The 15,108-nt window shown below is 58.6% G+C and carries 16 protein-coding genes; 10 read left to right on the forward strand and 6 right to left on the reverse strand.

Annotation, left to right across the window (positions count from 1 at the left end; genetic code table 11):
* The first annotated feature begins 27 nt into the window (after positions 1 to 27).
* The 5 genes from HUS57_RS11835 to HUS57_RS11855 all read left to right on the forward strand — a co-directional run bounded on the left by HUS57_RS11835 (position 28) and on the right by HUS57_RS11855 (position 4,306).
* Positions 28 to 831, forward strand: coding sequence for an SDR family oxidoreductase (locus HUS57_RS11835; protein ID WP_173933991.1), 804 nt, complete (start codon positions 28 to 30; stop codon positions 829 to 831).
* Between the two features lie 194 nt (positions 832 to 1,025).
* Positions 1,026 to 1,829 carry a helix-turn-helix domain-containing protein gene (locus HUS57_RS11840; protein WP_173933993.1) on the forward strand — a complete coding sequence of 268 codons (804 nt, stop codon included), beginning with the start codon at positions 1,026 to 1,028 and terminating at the stop codon, positions 1,827 to 1,829.
* A 103-nt stretch (positions 1,830 to 1,932) separates the two neighbouring features.
* Positions 1,933 to 3,066, forward strand: coding sequence for a thiolase family protein (locus tag HUS57_RS11845; RefSeq protein WP_173933995.1), 1,134 nt, complete (start codon positions 1,933 to 1,935; stop codon positions 3,064 to 3,066).
* Between the two features lie 2 nt (positions 3,067 to 3,068).
* Positions 3,069 to 3,467, forward strand: a complete 399-nt coding sequence (locus HUS57_RS11850; RefSeq protein ID WP_173933997.1) for an OB-fold domain-containing protein — start codon at positions 3,069 to 3,071, stop codon at positions 3,465 to 3,467.
* On the forward strand, positions 3,464 to 4,306 hold the full coding sequence (locus HUS57_RS11855; protein ID WP_173934000.1) for an SDR family oxidoreductase: 843 nt from the start codon (positions 3,464 to 3,466) through the stop codon (positions 4,304 to 4,306). The genes HUS57_RS11850 and HUS57_RS11855 overlap by 4 nt, the downstream gene beginning before the upstream one ends.
* Positions 4,307 to 4,319: 13 nt before the next feature.
* Here the strand turns inward: HUS57_RS11855 and HUS57_RS11860 are convergent, their stop codons facing one another.
* The gene (locus HUS57_RS11860) at positions 4,320 to 5,093 is read right to left on the reverse strand and encodes a FadR/GntR family transcriptional regulator (RefSeq protein ID WP_173934002.1); all 774 of its coding nucleotides are present in this window, start codon (positions 5,091 to 5,093) and stop codon (positions 4,320 to 4,322) included.
* A gap of 205 nt (positions 5,094 to 5,298) precedes the next feature.
* Between HUS57_RS11860 and HUS57_RS11865 the strand changes: the two genes are divergently transcribed.
* The 3 genes from HUS57_RS11865 (at position 5,299) to HUS57_RS11875 (ending at position 8,893) form a co-directional block, all read left to right on the forward strand.
* Positions 5,299 to 6,906 (forward strand): AMP-binding protein, encoded by a 1,608-nt coding sequence (locus HUS57_RS11865; RefSeq protein WP_173934004.1) that lies wholly within the window; start codon positions 5,299 to 5,301, stop codon positions 6,904 to 6,906.
* 161 nt (positions 6,907 to 7,067) lie between these two features.
* On the forward strand, positions 7,068 to 7,844 hold the full coding sequence (locus HUS57_RS11870; RefSeq protein ID WP_173934006.1) for an aldolase/citrate lyase family protein: 777 nt from the start codon (positions 7,068 to 7,070) through the stop codon (positions 7,842 to 7,844).
* A complete protein-coding gene (locus HUS57_RS11875; RefSeq protein WP_173934008.1) occupies positions 7,841 to 8,893 on the forward strand; it encodes a cyclase family protein in 1,053 nt (350 codons plus the stop codon). Before HUS57_RS11870 ends, HUS57_RS11875 begins: the two co-directional genes overlap by 4 nt.
* Before the next feature lie 495 nt (positions 8,894 to 9,388).
* Here the strand turns inward: HUS57_RS11875 and HUS57_RS11880 are convergent, their stop codons facing one another.
* The 4 genes from HUS57_RS11880 to leuD all read right to left on the reverse strand — a co-directional run bounded on the left by HUS57_RS11880 (position 9,389) and on the right by leuD (position 13,350).
* Complete coding sequence (locus HUS57_RS11880) at positions 9,389 to 10,336, reverse strand: aldo/keto reductase (protein WP_173934010.1); 948 nt, start codon at positions 10,334 to 10,336, stop codon at positions 9,389 to 9,391.
* 299 nt (positions 10,337 to 10,635) lie between these two features.
* Positions 10,636 to 11,748, reverse strand: coding sequence for a 3-isopropylmalate dehydrogenase (gene leuB / locus HUS57_RS11885; protein ID WP_173934012.1), 1,113 nt, complete (start codon positions 11,746 to 11,748; stop codon positions 10,636 to 10,638).
* 124 nt (positions 11,749 to 11,872) lie between these two features.
* Entirely contained in the window at positions 11,873 to 12,697 is an 825-nt protein-coding gene (locus HUS57_RS11890) for a hypothetical protein (RefSeq protein WP_173934014.1), read from the reverse strand.
* Positions 12,698 to 12,744: 47 nt separating this feature from the next.
* On the reverse strand, positions 12,745 to 13,350 hold the full coding sequence (gene leuD / locus HUS57_RS11895; protein ID WP_173934016.1) for a 3-isopropylmalate dehydratase small subunit: 606 nt from the start codon (positions 13,348 to 13,350) through the stop codon (positions 12,745 to 12,747).
* 124 nt (positions 13,351 to 13,474) lie between these two features.
* On the opposite strand from leuD, the gene HUS57_RS11900 reads away from it, so the two are divergent.
* Both HUS57_RS11900 and HUS57_RS11905 read left to right on the forward strand, forming a co-directional pair.
* Positions 13,475 to 14,356: a CoA ester lyase gene (locus HUS57_RS11900; protein ID WP_173934018.1), complete on the forward strand. Its 882-nt coding sequence runs from the start codon at positions 13,475 to 13,477 to the stop codon at positions 14,354 to 14,356.
* The gene (locus tag HUS57_RS11905; protein ID WP_173934020.1) at positions 14,353 to 14,553 is read left to right on the forward strand and encodes a DUF1737 domain-containing protein; all 201 of its coding nucleotides are present in this window, start codon (positions 14,353 to 14,355) and stop codon (positions 14,551 to 14,553) included. Before HUS57_RS11900 ends, HUS57_RS11905 begins: the two co-directional genes overlap by 4 nt.
* Positions 14,554 to 14,581: 28 nt before the next feature.
* On the opposite strand, the gene HUS57_RS11910 is transcribed toward HUS57_RS11905, so the two are convergent.
* The gene (locus HUS57_RS11910; RefSeq protein WP_173934022.1) at positions 14,582 to 15,025 is read right to left on the reverse strand and encodes a metallopeptidase family protein; all 444 of its coding nucleotides are present in this window, start codon (positions 15,023 to 15,025) and stop codon (positions 14,582 to 14,584) included.
* Positions 15,026 to 15,108: the final 83 nt, after the last annotated feature.

Here is a 15,108-nt window from a genome sequence, read left to right on the forward strand (position 1 = left end):
CGACCTACTTCATCAAGGGAGGACGAGATGGATTTGGGCATCAGCGGCAAGCTGGCCGTCGTGACGGGTGGCAGCCGCAATGTGGGCCGCGCTGCCGCGGAAGCGCTTGCCCGCGATGGCTGCCAAGTGGTCGTGGTCTCTCGAGGCCTGAAAGATGCAAACGAAGTGGTGGAGGCAATGGCGGCGGAAGGGCATCGCGTTTCTGCGATCCAGGGCGATGTCAGCCGGCATGAAAACATCGCGCCACTCTTTGACCGCATCCGGAAGGAACATGGGAATCCTGACATTCTGGTCTACAGCAACGGAGGACCTCCGGATTCGCTGGCAGATCAAGCCAATGTCGTGGATTATCTGGCAGGCTATGACATGGCGGTTTTGAGCTTTCTCAAGGCTGTAGAGGAAGTTGCCGGCCATATGAAGGAGAAAGGTTGGGGCAGGATCGTCACTTTGGGATCGATGTGCGCCAAGCACCCCCATAAGGAGGTCCCGATGATCGTCCACAACATCGTTCGTCCCGCCGCATTGGGGGCTGCCCGGACACTCGCCAATGAACTCGGCCGTTATGGCATCACCATAAATACCATCGGTACCGGACGCATCGATAGTGGGGAGAGCGGCTCCTTCCGCCGCACCTATCGGGCTATTGCGGCCGAGCGCGGCATTCCCGCCGAAGATCTTATGGCCAAGATGCTCAAAGGAATTCCGGTGGCACGTGCGGGCCTTCCCGAAGAGGCAGGCGCGTTGTGTGCGTTCCTGTGCTCGGTTCCTGCGGGATTTATCACCGGCCAGCTCATCATGTGCGATGGAGGCCAGAACAACGTTCTATACTGAACGGCAGACCGAACGACGCCAAAGCCGGACGTCAAGGGTCAGCCGGAAGGGTTGAGCGGAAGGGTTGAGCGGAAGGGTTGAGCGGAAGGGTTGTAAACAAAGCCGGATGATTCATCCGGCGTATTTTTGCTTTGACTCCCATTGTCGGACAATCGTATCTTCGGTCAAGAGGTCTTTGCGTTGAGGAGGATATCATGTCGCGTGGACCGGTAAAATCCGCTGTCAGGGTACTTGAGATACTGAGGCTCTTCTCCGAACAACGTCGCGAACTGAACCAGAAAGACATTATCGGCAGCCTCAACTATCCGCAGTCGAGCACAACCTTTCTGCTCAAGAGCATGGTCGATACTGGCTTCCTTTCATTTGACAGAAAGCGGCGCACCTATTTGCCCACTCCAGAAGTTTACCGGATCGGCGAATGGCTGGAGCATCTTGGCTATGAGCATATGTTCCGCGAGAGCGTGCTGACGGCGATGATGGAGGATCTGCGGGCGAATACCGGCCAGACCGTCTCCCTTACGACGCAGAACGACATCTTCGTTCAATGGCACCGGATCGTCGGTGACGTGCTGCCGTCAACCCAGCGGGTGAGCGAAGGCGGCTCCTTACCCTTGACCTGGTCGGCTTATGGCTGGCTTCTGCTTAGCCGGGAGACCGATGTGCATATCGACCGGATAGTGCGCCTCATCAAGGCCCGCGAGACAGACCCTGCGCACAAGTTCGATGTTGCCGAAATGACGGCGAAGATCCGCGAGGTGCGTACGAAGAATGTTTTCTACATGGTCAATCAGCGGCTGAGCGGCGCGGCTGCCTGCGCAGCTCTTCTGCCGGTGAAGATTGCAGGACGCAATGTGGCAGTGGGCATCGGCGGTGACAGGTCCGAGATCGGCCCCCAGCGCGACAAGATCATGCAGAACCTGACCGATACACTAGCAGCCTTCCGGTCAGAACTCATTTCAACGTTTTGCGAGGAGCACTCCTTGGCAATAGCCGCCTAGGCGGATTTCGATTGCAATATTGCCGTCAGGTGTATTGACGCAATAGCGGCGCGCGCGGTCTTTTTCTTCGGTGCTGGATTTCAATGTCGCCCCAGGAGAGGCCGTGCGCGAGCAGATTTGGTCGAAGCATGATGTTGCCATAGTTGGCGTGGGCACAACAAGACAAGGAGCTCATCCTGGTGTCTCGCCCTACGAGCTTGCCCTAGAGGCCATCGAGGCCGCGCTGGCCGATGCCGGCATCGACGACCGCACGCGCATCGATGGCATGATCACTGCCAGGCAGCTTGACGGTTCCGGCATAGATCCGCTCGACGTATCGCGCCTGCTCGGAATTGCGCCCCGCGTCACGGGCTATCTCGATTACGGTACGGGTGGCTTCTCGAACCAGTACGGCGCAATGCTCATCGCAACAGGGGTATGCGATATCGTCGTATGCGCCTTTGCGCGCAATCCGCCAGGCGCACTCGAAGCCTTTTCCGGCGCGGCGACCTACGATGCCGATATCGGCCTTGTCAACGCTGCTGCAGCCTCCGCCTTCGGGTGGACGCAGCATATGGCGCGTTATGGAACGGACGAAGCGACGCTTGGGCGGGTCGTTGTCACCGCTCGTAAATTCGCAGCCATGAACCCGATTGCGGCGTGGCAGGAATCCTTGAGCCTCGAAGAATACCTCGCGCAGCCTTATGTGATCAAACCGTTGCGCTCACTCGACATTGTCAAGGTGACCGCGGGGGGCGTCGCTCTAATAATGGCGCGCTCGGATATTGCGCGTGACCTGAGAAAGAAGCCGGTCTACCTGCATGCGGTGGGGCGCCAGCAGACCCCAGATATTGGCGAACAGGACCATTTCCTATGCCGGGGGATGCGAAGTGCCGCCGCCCAGGTTTACGGCGCCGCCGGCATGTCACCTGCGGACATTGATGTGCTCCTCGTCTCCGACGCCAGCACCGTCGCCATTCCGCTCACACTTGAGAATTATGGCTTCTGCGAAGAAGGTGCCAGCGCCAATTTCATTGCCTCCGGCGCGATCGGTCCCGGCGGCGCACTTCCGGTAAACCCTCATGGCGGACAGCTTTCGGAAGGTTATCTCGTCGGCTGGCTGCATCACGCCGAGATGGTGCGGCAGCTTCGAGGAGAATGCGGAGCCCGCCAGGTGCCGGGCGCCAAGGTTGCGCAGTACACCACGACCGGCCGCTTCCGCGAGGACTACCTTTCTTCAATCTATGTGGCCGACTGAGCATGGCTGACGTTCTCTACGACAAGGAATCGGACGAAGCTTTCCGCGCCTATCTCTCAAAAGGCGAGATCCGCCTGCAATGCTGTTCCGATTGCAAGGGCTTTCGTTATCCTCCCCGGTTTGCATGCCCGCACTGTCTCTCTCGCAAGTGGCATTGGGAGAAGGTATCGGGTGAGGGCGTTATCGAAACTTATCTTTGGTATTGTCAGCCGGTCGACCCACGCTTCGCTGACGTGCCGTACAATGTCGCAGTGGTGCGGCTTGCCGAAGGCCCGGCAATTTACGCCAACATAACTGATGCAGTGCTGGATGATCTAAAGATCGGCCAGCCGGTCTGGGCAAACATCGAGACGCGTAACGGCCGTCCGAGGCTCAGCTTTGTAAGAGAAAACCCCTCATGAGCGCACCGGACGATCCAAACCGCCAGGTTTTCGCCGAGGGACGTGGCCAAGCACCTGGACGCGGGCGCTTGGAAGGTCGCCGCGTGCTTGTCGTTGGCGGGGGCCAGCAAGCAATTGATGAGGCCGATGCACCAGTCGGCAATGGCCGCGCAATCTGCGAACTGGCCGCCCGCGAGGGCGCGCTTTTGGGTTGCGTGGACATCTCGGAGACGGCGGCCGAGGAGGTGTGTGCCAGTATCGTCTCGAAAGGCGGCAAGGCTATTCCGATCCAGGCCGACGTAAGCGATCCTGACGCAGTAACGCGATCAATGGCGGAGTTCGTTTCCCGAGCGGGAGGGATAGATGGGCTCGTGCTCAATGTAGGCATCACATCCGGTCTACCCCTGTCGCAAATTACTGTGGAGCGGTGGGACAAGGACTTTGCCGTTAACCTACGCAGCCACATGCTCTACGCCCAGAAGGGACTGGAGGTAATGGACGATGGCGGCTCCATCGTCTTTATATCATCGCTCGCAGCCTATCGTGTTGTCGTCAACCAGCCCGCTTATGAAGTTTCTAAGGCGGGTATTCTGACCTTGTCGCGGTCTGTGGCCAAGGCTGGCGAGCCGCGTGGGATCAGGTCAAACTGCGTCTTGCCTGGCTTGATAGACACTCCGCTGGGCCGCCTCGAAGGGCGTCGGCGCGCCGACCGGGCGCGCGCTGTACCTTTTGGGCGTCAGGGTACCGGCTGGGAGGTGGCGTATCCGGTGATCTTCCTATTGTCTCACGAGGCAAGCTACGTGAACGCGCAGGAATTTGCTGTCGATGGCGGATATCATGCCGGCATCGTTAGAGCGTGAAGTGATCAAAGGCTTAAGGCCGCATCGCTCGCGGATCAAGCGTGATCGGAGCGTCCATGCTGAGGCCCGCGATGAGATAGCCGCGGCGAAAATCACGAATGTGCTTTGTCATCCATTCCCGCGCCGCATCGCGGTCTCGCGCGCAGATCGCGTCCGCAATAGTCTTATGGGCTTGCAAAAGCCGATGCCGCGCAGGCGGCACCTTCTGGTAAAGCGTGGTGGTGGCCGAAAAGAGAAGCACGCTCACTGGTTCGACGGAAAGCTCCAGCGCCCCGTTACGCGCTGCTCGCGCAATGATGCGGTGAAACTCGATGTCGTGGGCGATGACTGCCTCGTCATCCTCGAGGTTTTCCTCCAGACGGCGCAGGCTCTCGCGCATCTCGTCTGCGAGTTGATCGGTGATTCGGGCTGCAGCAAGATCCGCGCAAAACGGCTCAATCTCCATCTGCACTTCCCAAAGTTCGAAGAAGCTGACCTTCCGCAGCGCCATGGCCCGCGTGTTATACCAGGCCACCGCGCTCTGCTCTGGTACCGATACGATGAGGCGCTTACCGCCTACTCGCTTGATCAGGCCAGAGTTCTCGAGCGAGCGGATCCCCTCCCGCACCGTAGATCTATGCACACCGAGCTGCGCTGCGAGTTCAATTTCGGTGGGCAGCATGTCACCAGGCTTGATCCGTCCGCCAACAATTTCTCTCTCGATCAAATCTGCGACGCGCTTGTATCCTGGCGCCGTGTCCAGAACGGGCAAATTGAAGCTGTCTGGGCGATCTGGCGAAATGGCCATGCTAATCCTCACCGTCAAGCGAGCCCATCGTACATAAACAGTAGCAAGGCTCCACCAACCGCAGATGAAATACATTGTCGGATTGACGGACAACGTATTGACCGTTTTTAGCATCATGAATAGCACTGGGGAAGCCCGATAAGGCTCGCATCAAGTGCAGTCACCGCCGCAAGGCGATTGGGACGAAGGGTCCGGGAGGCATGACATGGAACTGAACGATTTCCTTGCCAAGCGGGAGGCCAACTTCCGTCCGCTGACGCCCGTGGACTTCCTCGTGCGGAGCATCGAAGTTTACCCCGACAAAGTAGCAGTCATTCACGGGGATCGCGCGTTGACCTACACCGCTTTCGGGGAGTTGGTCGGCCGCATCGCGGCCGCGCTTGCGCTGGATGGTGTTGGCCGCGGTGATGTTGTGTCGGCTATGATGGCCAACAGGCCCGAGATGCTGGCCATGCACTACGCCGTGCCAATGCTCGGCGCAGTACTTAACACGATCAACACGCGGCTGGATCAGGCTACCGTCGGGCATATTCTCAGGCACAGCGAAAGCCGCATCGTTCTGGTCGATATAGAACTGGAGGCATTGGTTGCCGGGGCGGCAGAGGGGCTGCCGGTGAAGGTCGTCACCGTCGGCGAAGAAGCAGCAGGCATCACACTCGACTCCATGCTGCACGGCATCGAGCCTTTGGCTATAAGTTCGGACGCGATTACCGACGAGTGGATGCCGATCTGCCTGAACTACACCTCGGGAACGACAGGAGACCCGAAGGGAGTCGTATACACCCACCGCGGCGCGTTCCTGAATGCCATAGGCAATGTCGTCTCACTTGGGTTTACAGACTGCACGCGCTACCTTTGGATCCTGCCGATGTTTCACTGCAACGGCTGGAGCCATACCTGGGCAATCACTGCCGTCGGCGGAACCCATATTTGCCTGACCAAAGTGGATCCGGCGGAAATCTTTGAGGAAATCGCACAGCGCTCCCTTACCCATTTCTGCTGCGCGCCGGTCGTCCTTTACATGCTGCTGAATGCACCGGCTGAAATACGCCGCAGGGCCCCGGCGCCTATCCGTGTCGCAACCGGAGGGGCGGCCCCCACGACGGCGCTGATCGAAGGGCTTGATGCGCTCGGTATTGAACTCGTCCACCTTTACGGTCTGACGGAATCCTACGGGCCTGCAACCGGCAGCTTGCCGCGGGAGGATTGGGGCGATCCGTCCCCCGCCGAACGCGCCTCGCTCCTGGCACGTCAAGGTGTGCGACATGCATTGTGTCAGCTTGCAGACGTCGTTGACGAAGCGGGACGCCCTGTACCGCATGACGGCAGAACAACGGGCGAGATCGTGATCAGGTCAAATACCCTCATGGCCGGCTACTACAAGGACAAGGCCGCAACGGAGAAAGCCTTTGCCAAGGGCGTCTTTCACACTGGTGATCTGGCCATCCGCCATCCGGACGGCTACATAGAAATCAGAGACCGTGCAAAGGACATCATCATTTCGGGAGGGGAGAATATTTCCTCTCTGGAAATTGAAAACGTCCTGCACCAGCATCCCGCTGTCCTGCTTGCAGCGGTCGTTGCAGCACCGGACGCAAAATGGGGGGAGATACCCTGCGCCTGCATTGAGTTGAAAGCGGGGGTGGAACAACCGAGTGCAGAGGAGTTGCTTGCCTTCTGCCGGGCGCGGCTGGCCGGTTTCAAAGTGCCGAGACGGTTTGTCTTCCGTGAGCTGCCCAAAACCGCAACCGGCAAGATCCAGAAGTTCATGCTTCGTCAGGAACTTGCAAGCAAAGACGGATCAGCCGGTTAGGCGGCGCGCAGGCTGACGCTAGATGCGCCGTCCGGCAAGTTTGCACATGAAATAAAACGACGCCTCCATACCTTAAGGAACTTCCGCGCCTTCCCCTATCCTCCTGGGGGTGCCAGTCTCTCCAATGACTTCAAAGGCAAGGCGCACGGGAGAACGACAGCATGCTGGAAAAATATCCGCTCCACGACCTTCTGGAGGCAAAGCAGACAGCCTTAGGCCTCATCCTCAACATGGCTTGCGCTCCTTTGGTCGAGATCGGGAGCCTGATGGGCTTCGATTTCGTGATGATCGATGCAGAGCACGGCCCTATCGATCCGATCAGTGCCGAGCCTATGATACGAGCGGCCGAGCTGGCTCGCATTGCCCCCATAGTGCGCGTCGGTTCGAGCCGACCGGAAGTAGTCCTTCGTTATTTGGATCTGGGCGTCACCGGCATCATGTTCCCGCACATCCGCACCGCGAAGGAAGCTGCGGAGGCGGTTGCGGCGGTACGCTTTCCCCCACATGGCAAGCGGGGAGTCGCTCCAAGCACGAACGCTTCCGGCTATGGCGTGCGCATGCCGTACAAGCAATACATGGAGCATGCTAACAGCCTGCTCCTGCCGATGATGATCGTCGAAGAACCGGAGGCCGTTGAAAACATCGACAAAATTCTCGATGTCGAGGGCATTTCTGCGATAGTCATCGGCGCAATGGACCTGTGCACCTCTATGGGCTATCCCGGCGATCCGTCTGTGCCCGAGGTCGAGGCAGCAATCGACAAGGTCATCGCGGCGTGCAAGCGAGCGAATATGCCTGTTTGTCTCGCAGGCGGCAGCCAGGAAGTCTCCCAACGCAATCTCCGCCGCGGTGCGAACATGTTGTTTACGCCAATTGGAAGCTGGCTTGCCTCCTACGGAAAAGCCTATACGGATGCTGTAAGAGGAACCAAGCCATGAGCAGGTCACCGCGCTGGACCATCCGCCCGGAAGGCTCGACATGGGGCGACTTCGGACCTGACGACCAGTTGGGCCGCTTGAATCTCCTGACCCGGGATAAGGTGCTTCAGGGGATCGCCGAAGTGAAGGAAGGCATCACCTTCTGCCTCAGCCTGCCGCTGACCTTGCCGGGGGGAACGGCGCTCAATCCCCGCCGCCAACCGCCGCGGCTCAAGCCGCTCACCCGTGACGGCTATCCTGCGATGAATTTTCCGGCGAGCCTAGAGGATCCGAAATATACGGACCTGATCTGCGACGACATGATCGAGCTGACCATGCAATATTCGACGCAGTGGGACAGCCTCGCCCATGTGGGTCAGCTTTTCGACGTGGATGGCGACGGTAAGCCTGAGCGCGTCTACTATAATGGCTTCCGGGCCGGGGTGGACGTTATCGGCCCTTACGACTTCGAGAACGACACACAACTTCCAGAAGGATCGACGCTCGGCGCCAAACGGCTCGGAATTGAGAACATGGCGGCTGCCGGCGTCCAAGGTCGTGCGGTGATGGTCGATTTTGAAGCCCATTTCGGACGCAAGCATCATCCCGTCAGTTATGACGACCTCATGAGGATACTCGAGAAAGACAAGATCGAGGTAGAGGAAGGCGACTTCTTCGTGATGCACACGGGTTTCGCCCGGATCCTGATCGAGGGCGGGGGCAATCCGGACCCCGACTTGATCCATAATTCCTGCGCAGCGCTGAATGGGCGCGACAAGCGGATCCACCAGTGGATCACCGATACCGGGATCATCGCCCTCGTCGCTGACAACCTTGCCGTGGAGTTCTTGCCCCCTGATGAGAGCGAGCACGAACACCAGTGCTCGAAGCTTCCACTGCACGAGCATTGCCTGTTCCGCTTGGGAGTACATTTGGGAGAGCTCTGGAACCTTGGGGAACTGAACGACTGGCTCAAGGCGCATGGCCGCAATCGCTTCCTGCTGACGGCACCGCCGTTGCGTTTTCCCGGGGCGGTCGGCTCGCCGGTCACGCCGATTGCGACAGTTTGATCGTTTCTCGATGGGATTAAAATCGGGATTGTAGATCAGCAAATAATGAAGGCGCACGCCTGCCGCCTCGATCGCCTCGCGCATACCCGCGTCGTTATTTGAGCCGGCAGCTTGTCCATCACCACGATGTCGCCCTGCGCCAGTATCAGGTCCAGCACTTTCTTAACATAGGCTTGTGCTGTTCATGGCGCCGCCATAGGCAAAGGGCGCGGTGATGCCCGCAGCCGCACATCGCCCCGGTGAAGCTCGTGGTCTTCAAATGGCCATTCCGCCCTGCAGCGGGCGCGCTCTTGCGCCGGCGCGCCATCTTCGTCAACAGGCCATCCGCCGATGAACGCGTGCCTGGCCGGATCGGAGGAAGAGCTGGCCGTCGAACCAAATCCGGCTCGGATGCTCGGATAATCAGCATCCGCTTTCCTGAAATCGCGAGTTGCCCATCGTTGTTGCGCTCAGCGAGCCAGGTTCCCTGATTAGGCCGGGGATGAGACGAACGCGCTATTTGCCCGTTATCTCGCCGATCTCGGCCAGATCCTCAGCGGTCAGCTTCCAGCTCACGGCCTCGGCGTTAGCGGTGACCTGCTCAGGCTTGGTGGCGCCAGCAATGATGCTGGATACAAGCGGATTTGAGGCAAGCCAGCTCATGGCAAGCTCCAGAATCGTATATCCGCGGGCCTCGGCGAACGCAATCAGCTCTTCCACCTTGTCGAGACGCTCATCCGTCATCCGCGGTCGGAAACCGGGTATGCTCATGCGCGAATCCGGCGGAACGTCCCGCCCCTTGCGATACTTGCCGGTAAGAAGACCGCTGGCGAGCGGGAAATAGGGAAGCAACGTCATCCCTGTCCGCTCCAGGGCGGCGAACAGGGCATGCTCAGCTCCGCGCGCCAGCAAGCTATACTCTGCTTGTGTGGAGAGCATGCCGTACAGATTGTAGTGGCGCGATGTCCACCATGCATCGACGAGTTGCCACGATGGGAGGTTGGAACAACCGATATACCGGACCTTGCCCTGATGGACGAGATCGTCGAGTGCGCGCAATGTTTCCTCGATTGGCGTCTGTGGATCGGGGAAGTGATATTGATAGAGGTCGATATAGTCGGTCTTCAGGCGGCGCAGACTGTCTTCCACCGCCTTCATGATGTAGACCCGCGATCCGTTGTAGCGCGTGCTCTTCTCCCGGTTCATGGGTGAAGCGAATTTGCTTGCTAGGATGACCTCCTGGCGCTGGCTGCCTAGCACCTCTCCCAACACGATCTCCGACCCGCCATTGATGCCGTAGGAGTCGGAGGTATCGAAAAAATTCACCCCCGCATCCAGCGCTGCATGGATGACCTTGCGTGAGCCTTCCAAATCAAGGGACTGCTTTAGTCCACCAAAATTGTTGCAGCCCAGACCGACCAGCGAGACCAACAAACCGGAATTGCCAAGTCTACGCTTCTCCATTGCTACCTCCTTATCCTGGCGGAACACATCAATGCTCGAAAAGGAAACCTAACACTGACGCTGATCAGAACGGTATGTTCCACGCTTCGCAAGGATACTGGCAAACGAACCAAGGTCGATACAGCGAGTTCAGCCGTGACAGATCCAGACCGACAGTTCTGTACTTGCGCTGCTGGCTGATAGTCAGCGCATCGGCGGTTGGTGCGGGTGGCGACGAGGGCCCTACACGGCCCTCGCTAAAATACTCATGAAGGCAAGACGGCCTTGAGTACGTCGAAATTTGCTTTCTACGTTGCCGATCAGGCAGAGAGTTCACGGAACTTCTGCACCACCGCATCGCCCATGGCTGAGGTGCTCACCTCGCGCATGCCATCGGACATGAGGTCGCGGGTGCGGAAGCCATCCTCCAGCACAGCCGCTATTGCCTTCTCCAGACGACCAGCCTCTGCGACCATATTGAAGGAATAGCGCAGGCACATGGCAAAGGAAGCGATCATCGCGATGGGATTGGCGATGCTCTGGCCGGCAATGTCGGGCGCGGACCCGTGCACCGGCTCATACAGCGCCTTTCGCTTGCCGGTCGACGCTTCGGGCGCACCGAGCGAAGCGGATGGCAACATGCCGAGCGACCCCGTCAGCATCGCTGCCACATCAGACAGCATGTCGCCAAACAGATTGTCCGTCACGATCACATCGAACTGTTTCGGCCAGCGCACGAGTTGCATTCCGCCAGCATCCGCCAGCATATGGGTAAGCTCCACATCGGCGTATTTGGCCTCGTGGGTCGCTGTCACGACTTCCTTCCAAAGCACGCCTGACTTCATGACGTTGTGCTTTTCCATCGAGCAGACCTTGTTGCGGCGGGTCCGCGCCAACTCGAAGGCAACCCCCGCGATCCGTTCGATTTCGAAAGTATCGTAGACCTGAGTGTCGACGGCCCGCTTCTGGCCGTTGCCGATTTCGACAATCTCCTTGGGTTCACCGAAATAAACACCGCCCGTCAATTCTCGCACGATGAGAATGTCGAGACCCTCGATCACTTCCTTCTTCAGTGAGGAAGATTCGGCCAGCGCTGGATAACAGATGGCAGGCCGCAAATTAGCGAAAAGCTCCATCTCCTTGCGCAGGCGGAGGAGACCCGCTTCCGGTCTCTGTTCGTAGGGGACACTCTCCCATTTCGGCCCGCCGACCGCGCCAAAGAGAACCGCGTCTGCAGCAAGTGCCCGCTCCATGTCAGCATCCGAAATGGCTTCTCCGTGGGCGTCATAAGCGGCCCCACCAACAAGTCCCACCTCCGTTTCGAAGCCAGCATCCATCTCCGTGTTCATGACAGCGATGAGCTTGGATACTTCGGCCATGGTCTCCGGCCCGATGCCATCGCCAGGAAGGAGGAAAAGCTTGCGTGTTGCCATGGAGAAAGCCTCGTGCAGATCCAGAACGGCCCTAGCTAGACCCCGCAACGCATTTGCGCAAGAGCACAAAAGCTTCGGTCGCTGCGGCGGCTAGCCTCTATGCATGTCTAGCGTCTATGCATGTTCAGTTCGATGCCAGCACGTCGGTCATGGTCCCATAAACATCCTTTGGCCATGCGTCTGGATCGGGCCAGCTCCTGATGCCGCCCGCACCGTCCTGCTGCGCGAAGTAGAGCTTTTGACCCGCCTGATCGATGGCCATAAAGGCATTCGATGAACCGCAGGCGTGCGGCACGCAGCCGGAACCGTAAGAGGTGCCCGATTGGAGAGTGTGGACGCCGTCGCTTACGATGAGGCCGGATGCCAGATCCGTCAGTTCGTCCTGAAGCAGCGCCTTCGCTGCATCATAAACCGCCTCGTTAGCAAAGGCATTGATCATCGAGTTGAGCTTGCTGCTATCCAGATCCGCCCAAGACGTGCCGGGTTGCGGGGCGAAGGCGAGATCTCCGACCGTTCGCAGCCCGTCTTCGGACGACCACCGTTCAACGGAGCGGCTTTCGCCGGGCAGGAGATAGGGAACGAAGTAGATTGCATCCTCGGAGATTGCAGGGTGCGGCGAGCCGCAGTCATCTCCCGCCTGGGCTGTCTGCAGATCGCCGGCTTCCGGCTTCCAAATGATCAGGGTCGCGGTGCCGCAGGCATTGCCGCCCGGCCCGATCTCGAAAAGGGCAACATCAACGCCCCCGAGTTCCACTGTGCGGTTGTAGTAAAGTACGTAGTCGCTGGCGATTTCTGCACCTTCAAAGGAGAGAACCTTCTCCAGATCGGCGTTCTCGGTGATGGTGAACTCACCGCCTGAAAAAGAAATGGTCTCTTCGTCCTGTGCGAGAGCAGGCAAGGCAAAAAATGCGGCAAGAAAGCCGCAGCAAGCGGCCACTTGTTTCAACATGAATGACTCCAATATCAAGAAAAAGGGCAACAGGCCCAAAGAGAGCGCTATGCCCAGGGTCTGCTTTCAAAATAGCTCTTTTCAAACTCCGTGATCGCCGGCGCCTTCTCCAGCGTCAAGCCGATGTCATCTAGGCCGTTCAGCAGGCAATGTCGCTTGAACGGCTCGACTTCAAACTTGATGATCCCTCCATCGGGCCCCCGGATTTCCTGGGCTTCAAGGTCAACGGTGAGAGTGGCATTGGCACCGCGGGAGGCATCGTCCATCAGCCGGTCCAACTCATCAGGGCTCACCCTGATTGGCAGAATGCCGTTCTTGAAGCAGTTGTTATAGAAGATATCCGCGAAGCTTGTGGAGATGACGCAGCGGATCCCGAAATCGAGCAGCGCCCATGGTGCGTGCTCCCGGCTTGAACCGCAGCCGAAATTGTCACCAGCGATCAGGATACTGGCGTTGCGGTAGGCCGGCTTGTTCAGGACGAAATCGGGATTCTCGGATCCATCCTCATTGTAACGCATCTCGGAGAAAAGCCCTTTGCCGAGCCCGGTCCGCTTGATCGTCTTGAGATAATCCTTGGGGATGATCATGTCGGTATCGACATTGACAATGGGCATGGGCGCTGCAACGCCGGTGAGCGTAGTGAACTTTTCCATGGTGTTTCAGTGCCTGTCTATAATCAGATGACTGCAGTAGTGCATTTGGCTACACCCTTTACATCAAGCGTGCGTCCCCGCAAAGTCTCATGGACATTTCCGTATCTCGGGTCATCAAGCCTTCATGCATCAGCCCTTCTCCCGTCTCCGCCGTTCAGTCCTTTATATTCCAGCCGGCAACGAAAAGGCTCTCCGCAAGAGTGCTTCTCTTTCCTGCGATGTTGTGATCTTTGATCTAGAAGATTCGGTCGCTCCCGAGCAGAAGGCCAAGGCACGTGAACGCCTTGCTGAGTTCCTGGCCAGTCCGGACCGGCCGAAACACGAAACAGTCATCCGTATCAACGCGCTTTCAACGGAATGGGGCACTGAGGATCTGCTGGCCGCCAGTGCGCTGCGGCCTGAAGCCATCCTCCTGCCCAAGGTGGACGGTCCGCGCGAAATACTAGACGCCGGCGCCGCTCTTAACGAAATGGATGCGCCTCGATCCATCCGCCTGTGGGCAATGATCGAGACAGCGCAAGGCATGCTCAACGCCGGGCCAGTCGCAGAACTTGGCCGCGATCCAACAGCCAGACTCTCCTGTCTCGTCGCGGGAACCAACGATCTTGCAAAGGAAACGCGCGTTTCGGACCGGGCAAATCTGAAGCCCTGGCTGATGCAAATGGTGCTTGCCGCGCGGGCCGGCAATCTCACCGTTCTAGACGGTGTCTTCAACGATTTTCGCGATCTCGACGCTTTCGCCCGCGAATGCAAGGAAGCGCGAGCCATGGGGTTCGATGGCAAAACACTGATCCACCCCAGCCAGATCAGGCCTGCCAACGCTGCCTTTGCGCCTAAGGCCGAAGAAATAAGAGAAGCCGAGACCATCGTCAAAGCCTTCGCAAAGCCGGAGAACCGCTTGGCAGGCGTCATCTCGGTGAATGGTCGCATGGTCGAGCGGCTGCATCTGGAGCAGGCGGCGGCACTCCTGGAGAATGCAAGGCATATCAGGGAAAGGGAAGAATGAAGCTTTACCGCTTCTTGTCCGGGCCGGACGATTCGACCTTCTGCCACAAGGTGACGGAAGCGCTCAATAAAGGTTGGCTTCTGCACGGAGGGCCTACCTATGCCTATGACGCGGAAACAGGAACGATGCGGTGCGGGCAGGCCGTCGAAGTGGAGGGCGTGAAATACGCCCACGACATCAAGCTCGGGGATTATTGACCTGTGGGGAGCAGGAACGAGACCGCGCTCACGAACCCGGATGAGGCCCCTCATCCACCGATTCCTCGATACGCGCCATGTCATCGTCGGATAACCCGAAATGATGGCCGATTTCGTGAATCAGTACATGGGCCACGATATCGCCCAGTGTTTCTTCATTCTCAGCCCAGTAGTCGAGGATCGCTCGGCGGTAGAGCGTGATGCGATTCGGTCCATCGCCGGTCGCCGGGTTCCAGCGCTCTGCGATGCCACGTCCCTCAAACAGGCCAAGCAGGTCGAATGGCGTCTCCAGCGCCAGATCGTCCATGATCTCCTCTGTAGGAAATTCCGCAACCTGGATGATGATGTCACCCGTGAGCTTGCGAAACTCTTCGGGCAGGCTGGCGTACGTTTCCATCGCGAGGAATTCAAGCTCGCTGAGCGAAGGTGAAAGCTGGTCGTACCAGGAGCGTGTCTGATAGATGCGTGCCATCTCGTATCCTTTGCCCGCGCATATAGCGGTTTCCGGCCGAGGATATAAGACCGTTACGCGATTCTGCAGCTTTTCAAGGCTGC

The organism is Chelativorans sp. Marseille-P2723 (genome assembly GCF_902809845.1).
GTDB lineage: Bacteria > Pseudomonadota > Alphaproteobacteria > Rhizobiales > Rhizobiaceae > Chelativorans.

Coding starts and splice junctions, on each gene's coding strand:
- HUS57_RS11850 (WP_173933997.1), top strand. CDS start 3,069: ATGGCTGACGTTCTCTACGACAAGGAATCGGACGAAGCTTTCCGCGCC.
- HUS57_RS11875 (WP_173934008.1), top strand. CDS start 7,841: ATGAGCAGGTCACCGCGCTGGACCATCCGCCCGGAAGGCTCGACATGG.
- HUS57_RS11890 (WP_173934014.1), bottom strand. CDS start 12,697: ATGTTGAAACAAGTGGCCGCTTGCTGCGGCTTTCTTGCCGCATTTTTT.
- HUS57_RS11870 (WP_173934006.1), top strand. CDS start 7,068: ATGCTGGAAAAATATCCGCTCCACGACCTTCTGGAGGCAAAGCAGACA.
- HUS57_RS11900 (WP_173934018.1), top strand. CDS start 13,475: ATGCATCAGCCCTTCTCCCGTCTCCGCCGTTCAGTCCTTTATATTCCA.
- leuD (WP_173934016.1), bottom strand. CDS start 13,350: ATGGAAAAGTTCACTACGCTCACCGGCGTTGCAGCGCCCATGCCCATT.
- HUS57_RS11910 (WP_173934022.1), bottom strand. CDS start 15,025: ATGGCACGCATCTATCAGACACGCTCCTGGTACGACCAGCTTTCACCT.
- leuB (WP_173934012.1), bottom strand. CDS start 11,748: ATGGCAACACGCAAGCTTTTCCTCCTTCCTGGCGATGGCATCGGGCCG.
- HUS57_RS11840 (WP_173933993.1), top strand. CDS start 1,026: ATGTCGCGTGGACCGGTAAAATCCGCTGTCAGGGTACTTGAGATACTG.
- HUS57_RS11835 (WP_173933991.1), top strand. CDS start 28: ATGGATTTGGGCATCAGCGGCAAGCTGGCCGTCGTGACGGGTGGCAGC.
- HUS57_RS11880 (WP_173934010.1), bottom strand. CDS start 10,336: ATGGAGAAGCGTAGACTTGGCAATTCCGGTTTGTTGGTCTCGCTGGTC.
- HUS57_RS11860 (WP_173934002.1), bottom strand. CDS start 5,093: ATGGCCATTTCGCCAGATCGCCCAGACAGCTTCAATTTGCCCGTTCTG.
- HUS57_RS11855 (WP_173934000.1), top strand. CDS start 3,464: ATGAGCGCACCGGACGATCCAAACCGCCAGGTTTTCGCCGAGGGACGT.
- HUS57_RS11865 (WP_173934004.1), top strand. CDS start 5,299: ATGGAACTGAACGATTTCCTTGCCAAGCGGGAGGCCAACTTCCGTCCG.
- HUS57_RS11905 (WP_173934020.1), top strand. CDS start 14,353: ATGAAGCTTTACCGCTTCTTGTCCGGGCCGGACGATTCGACCTTCTGC.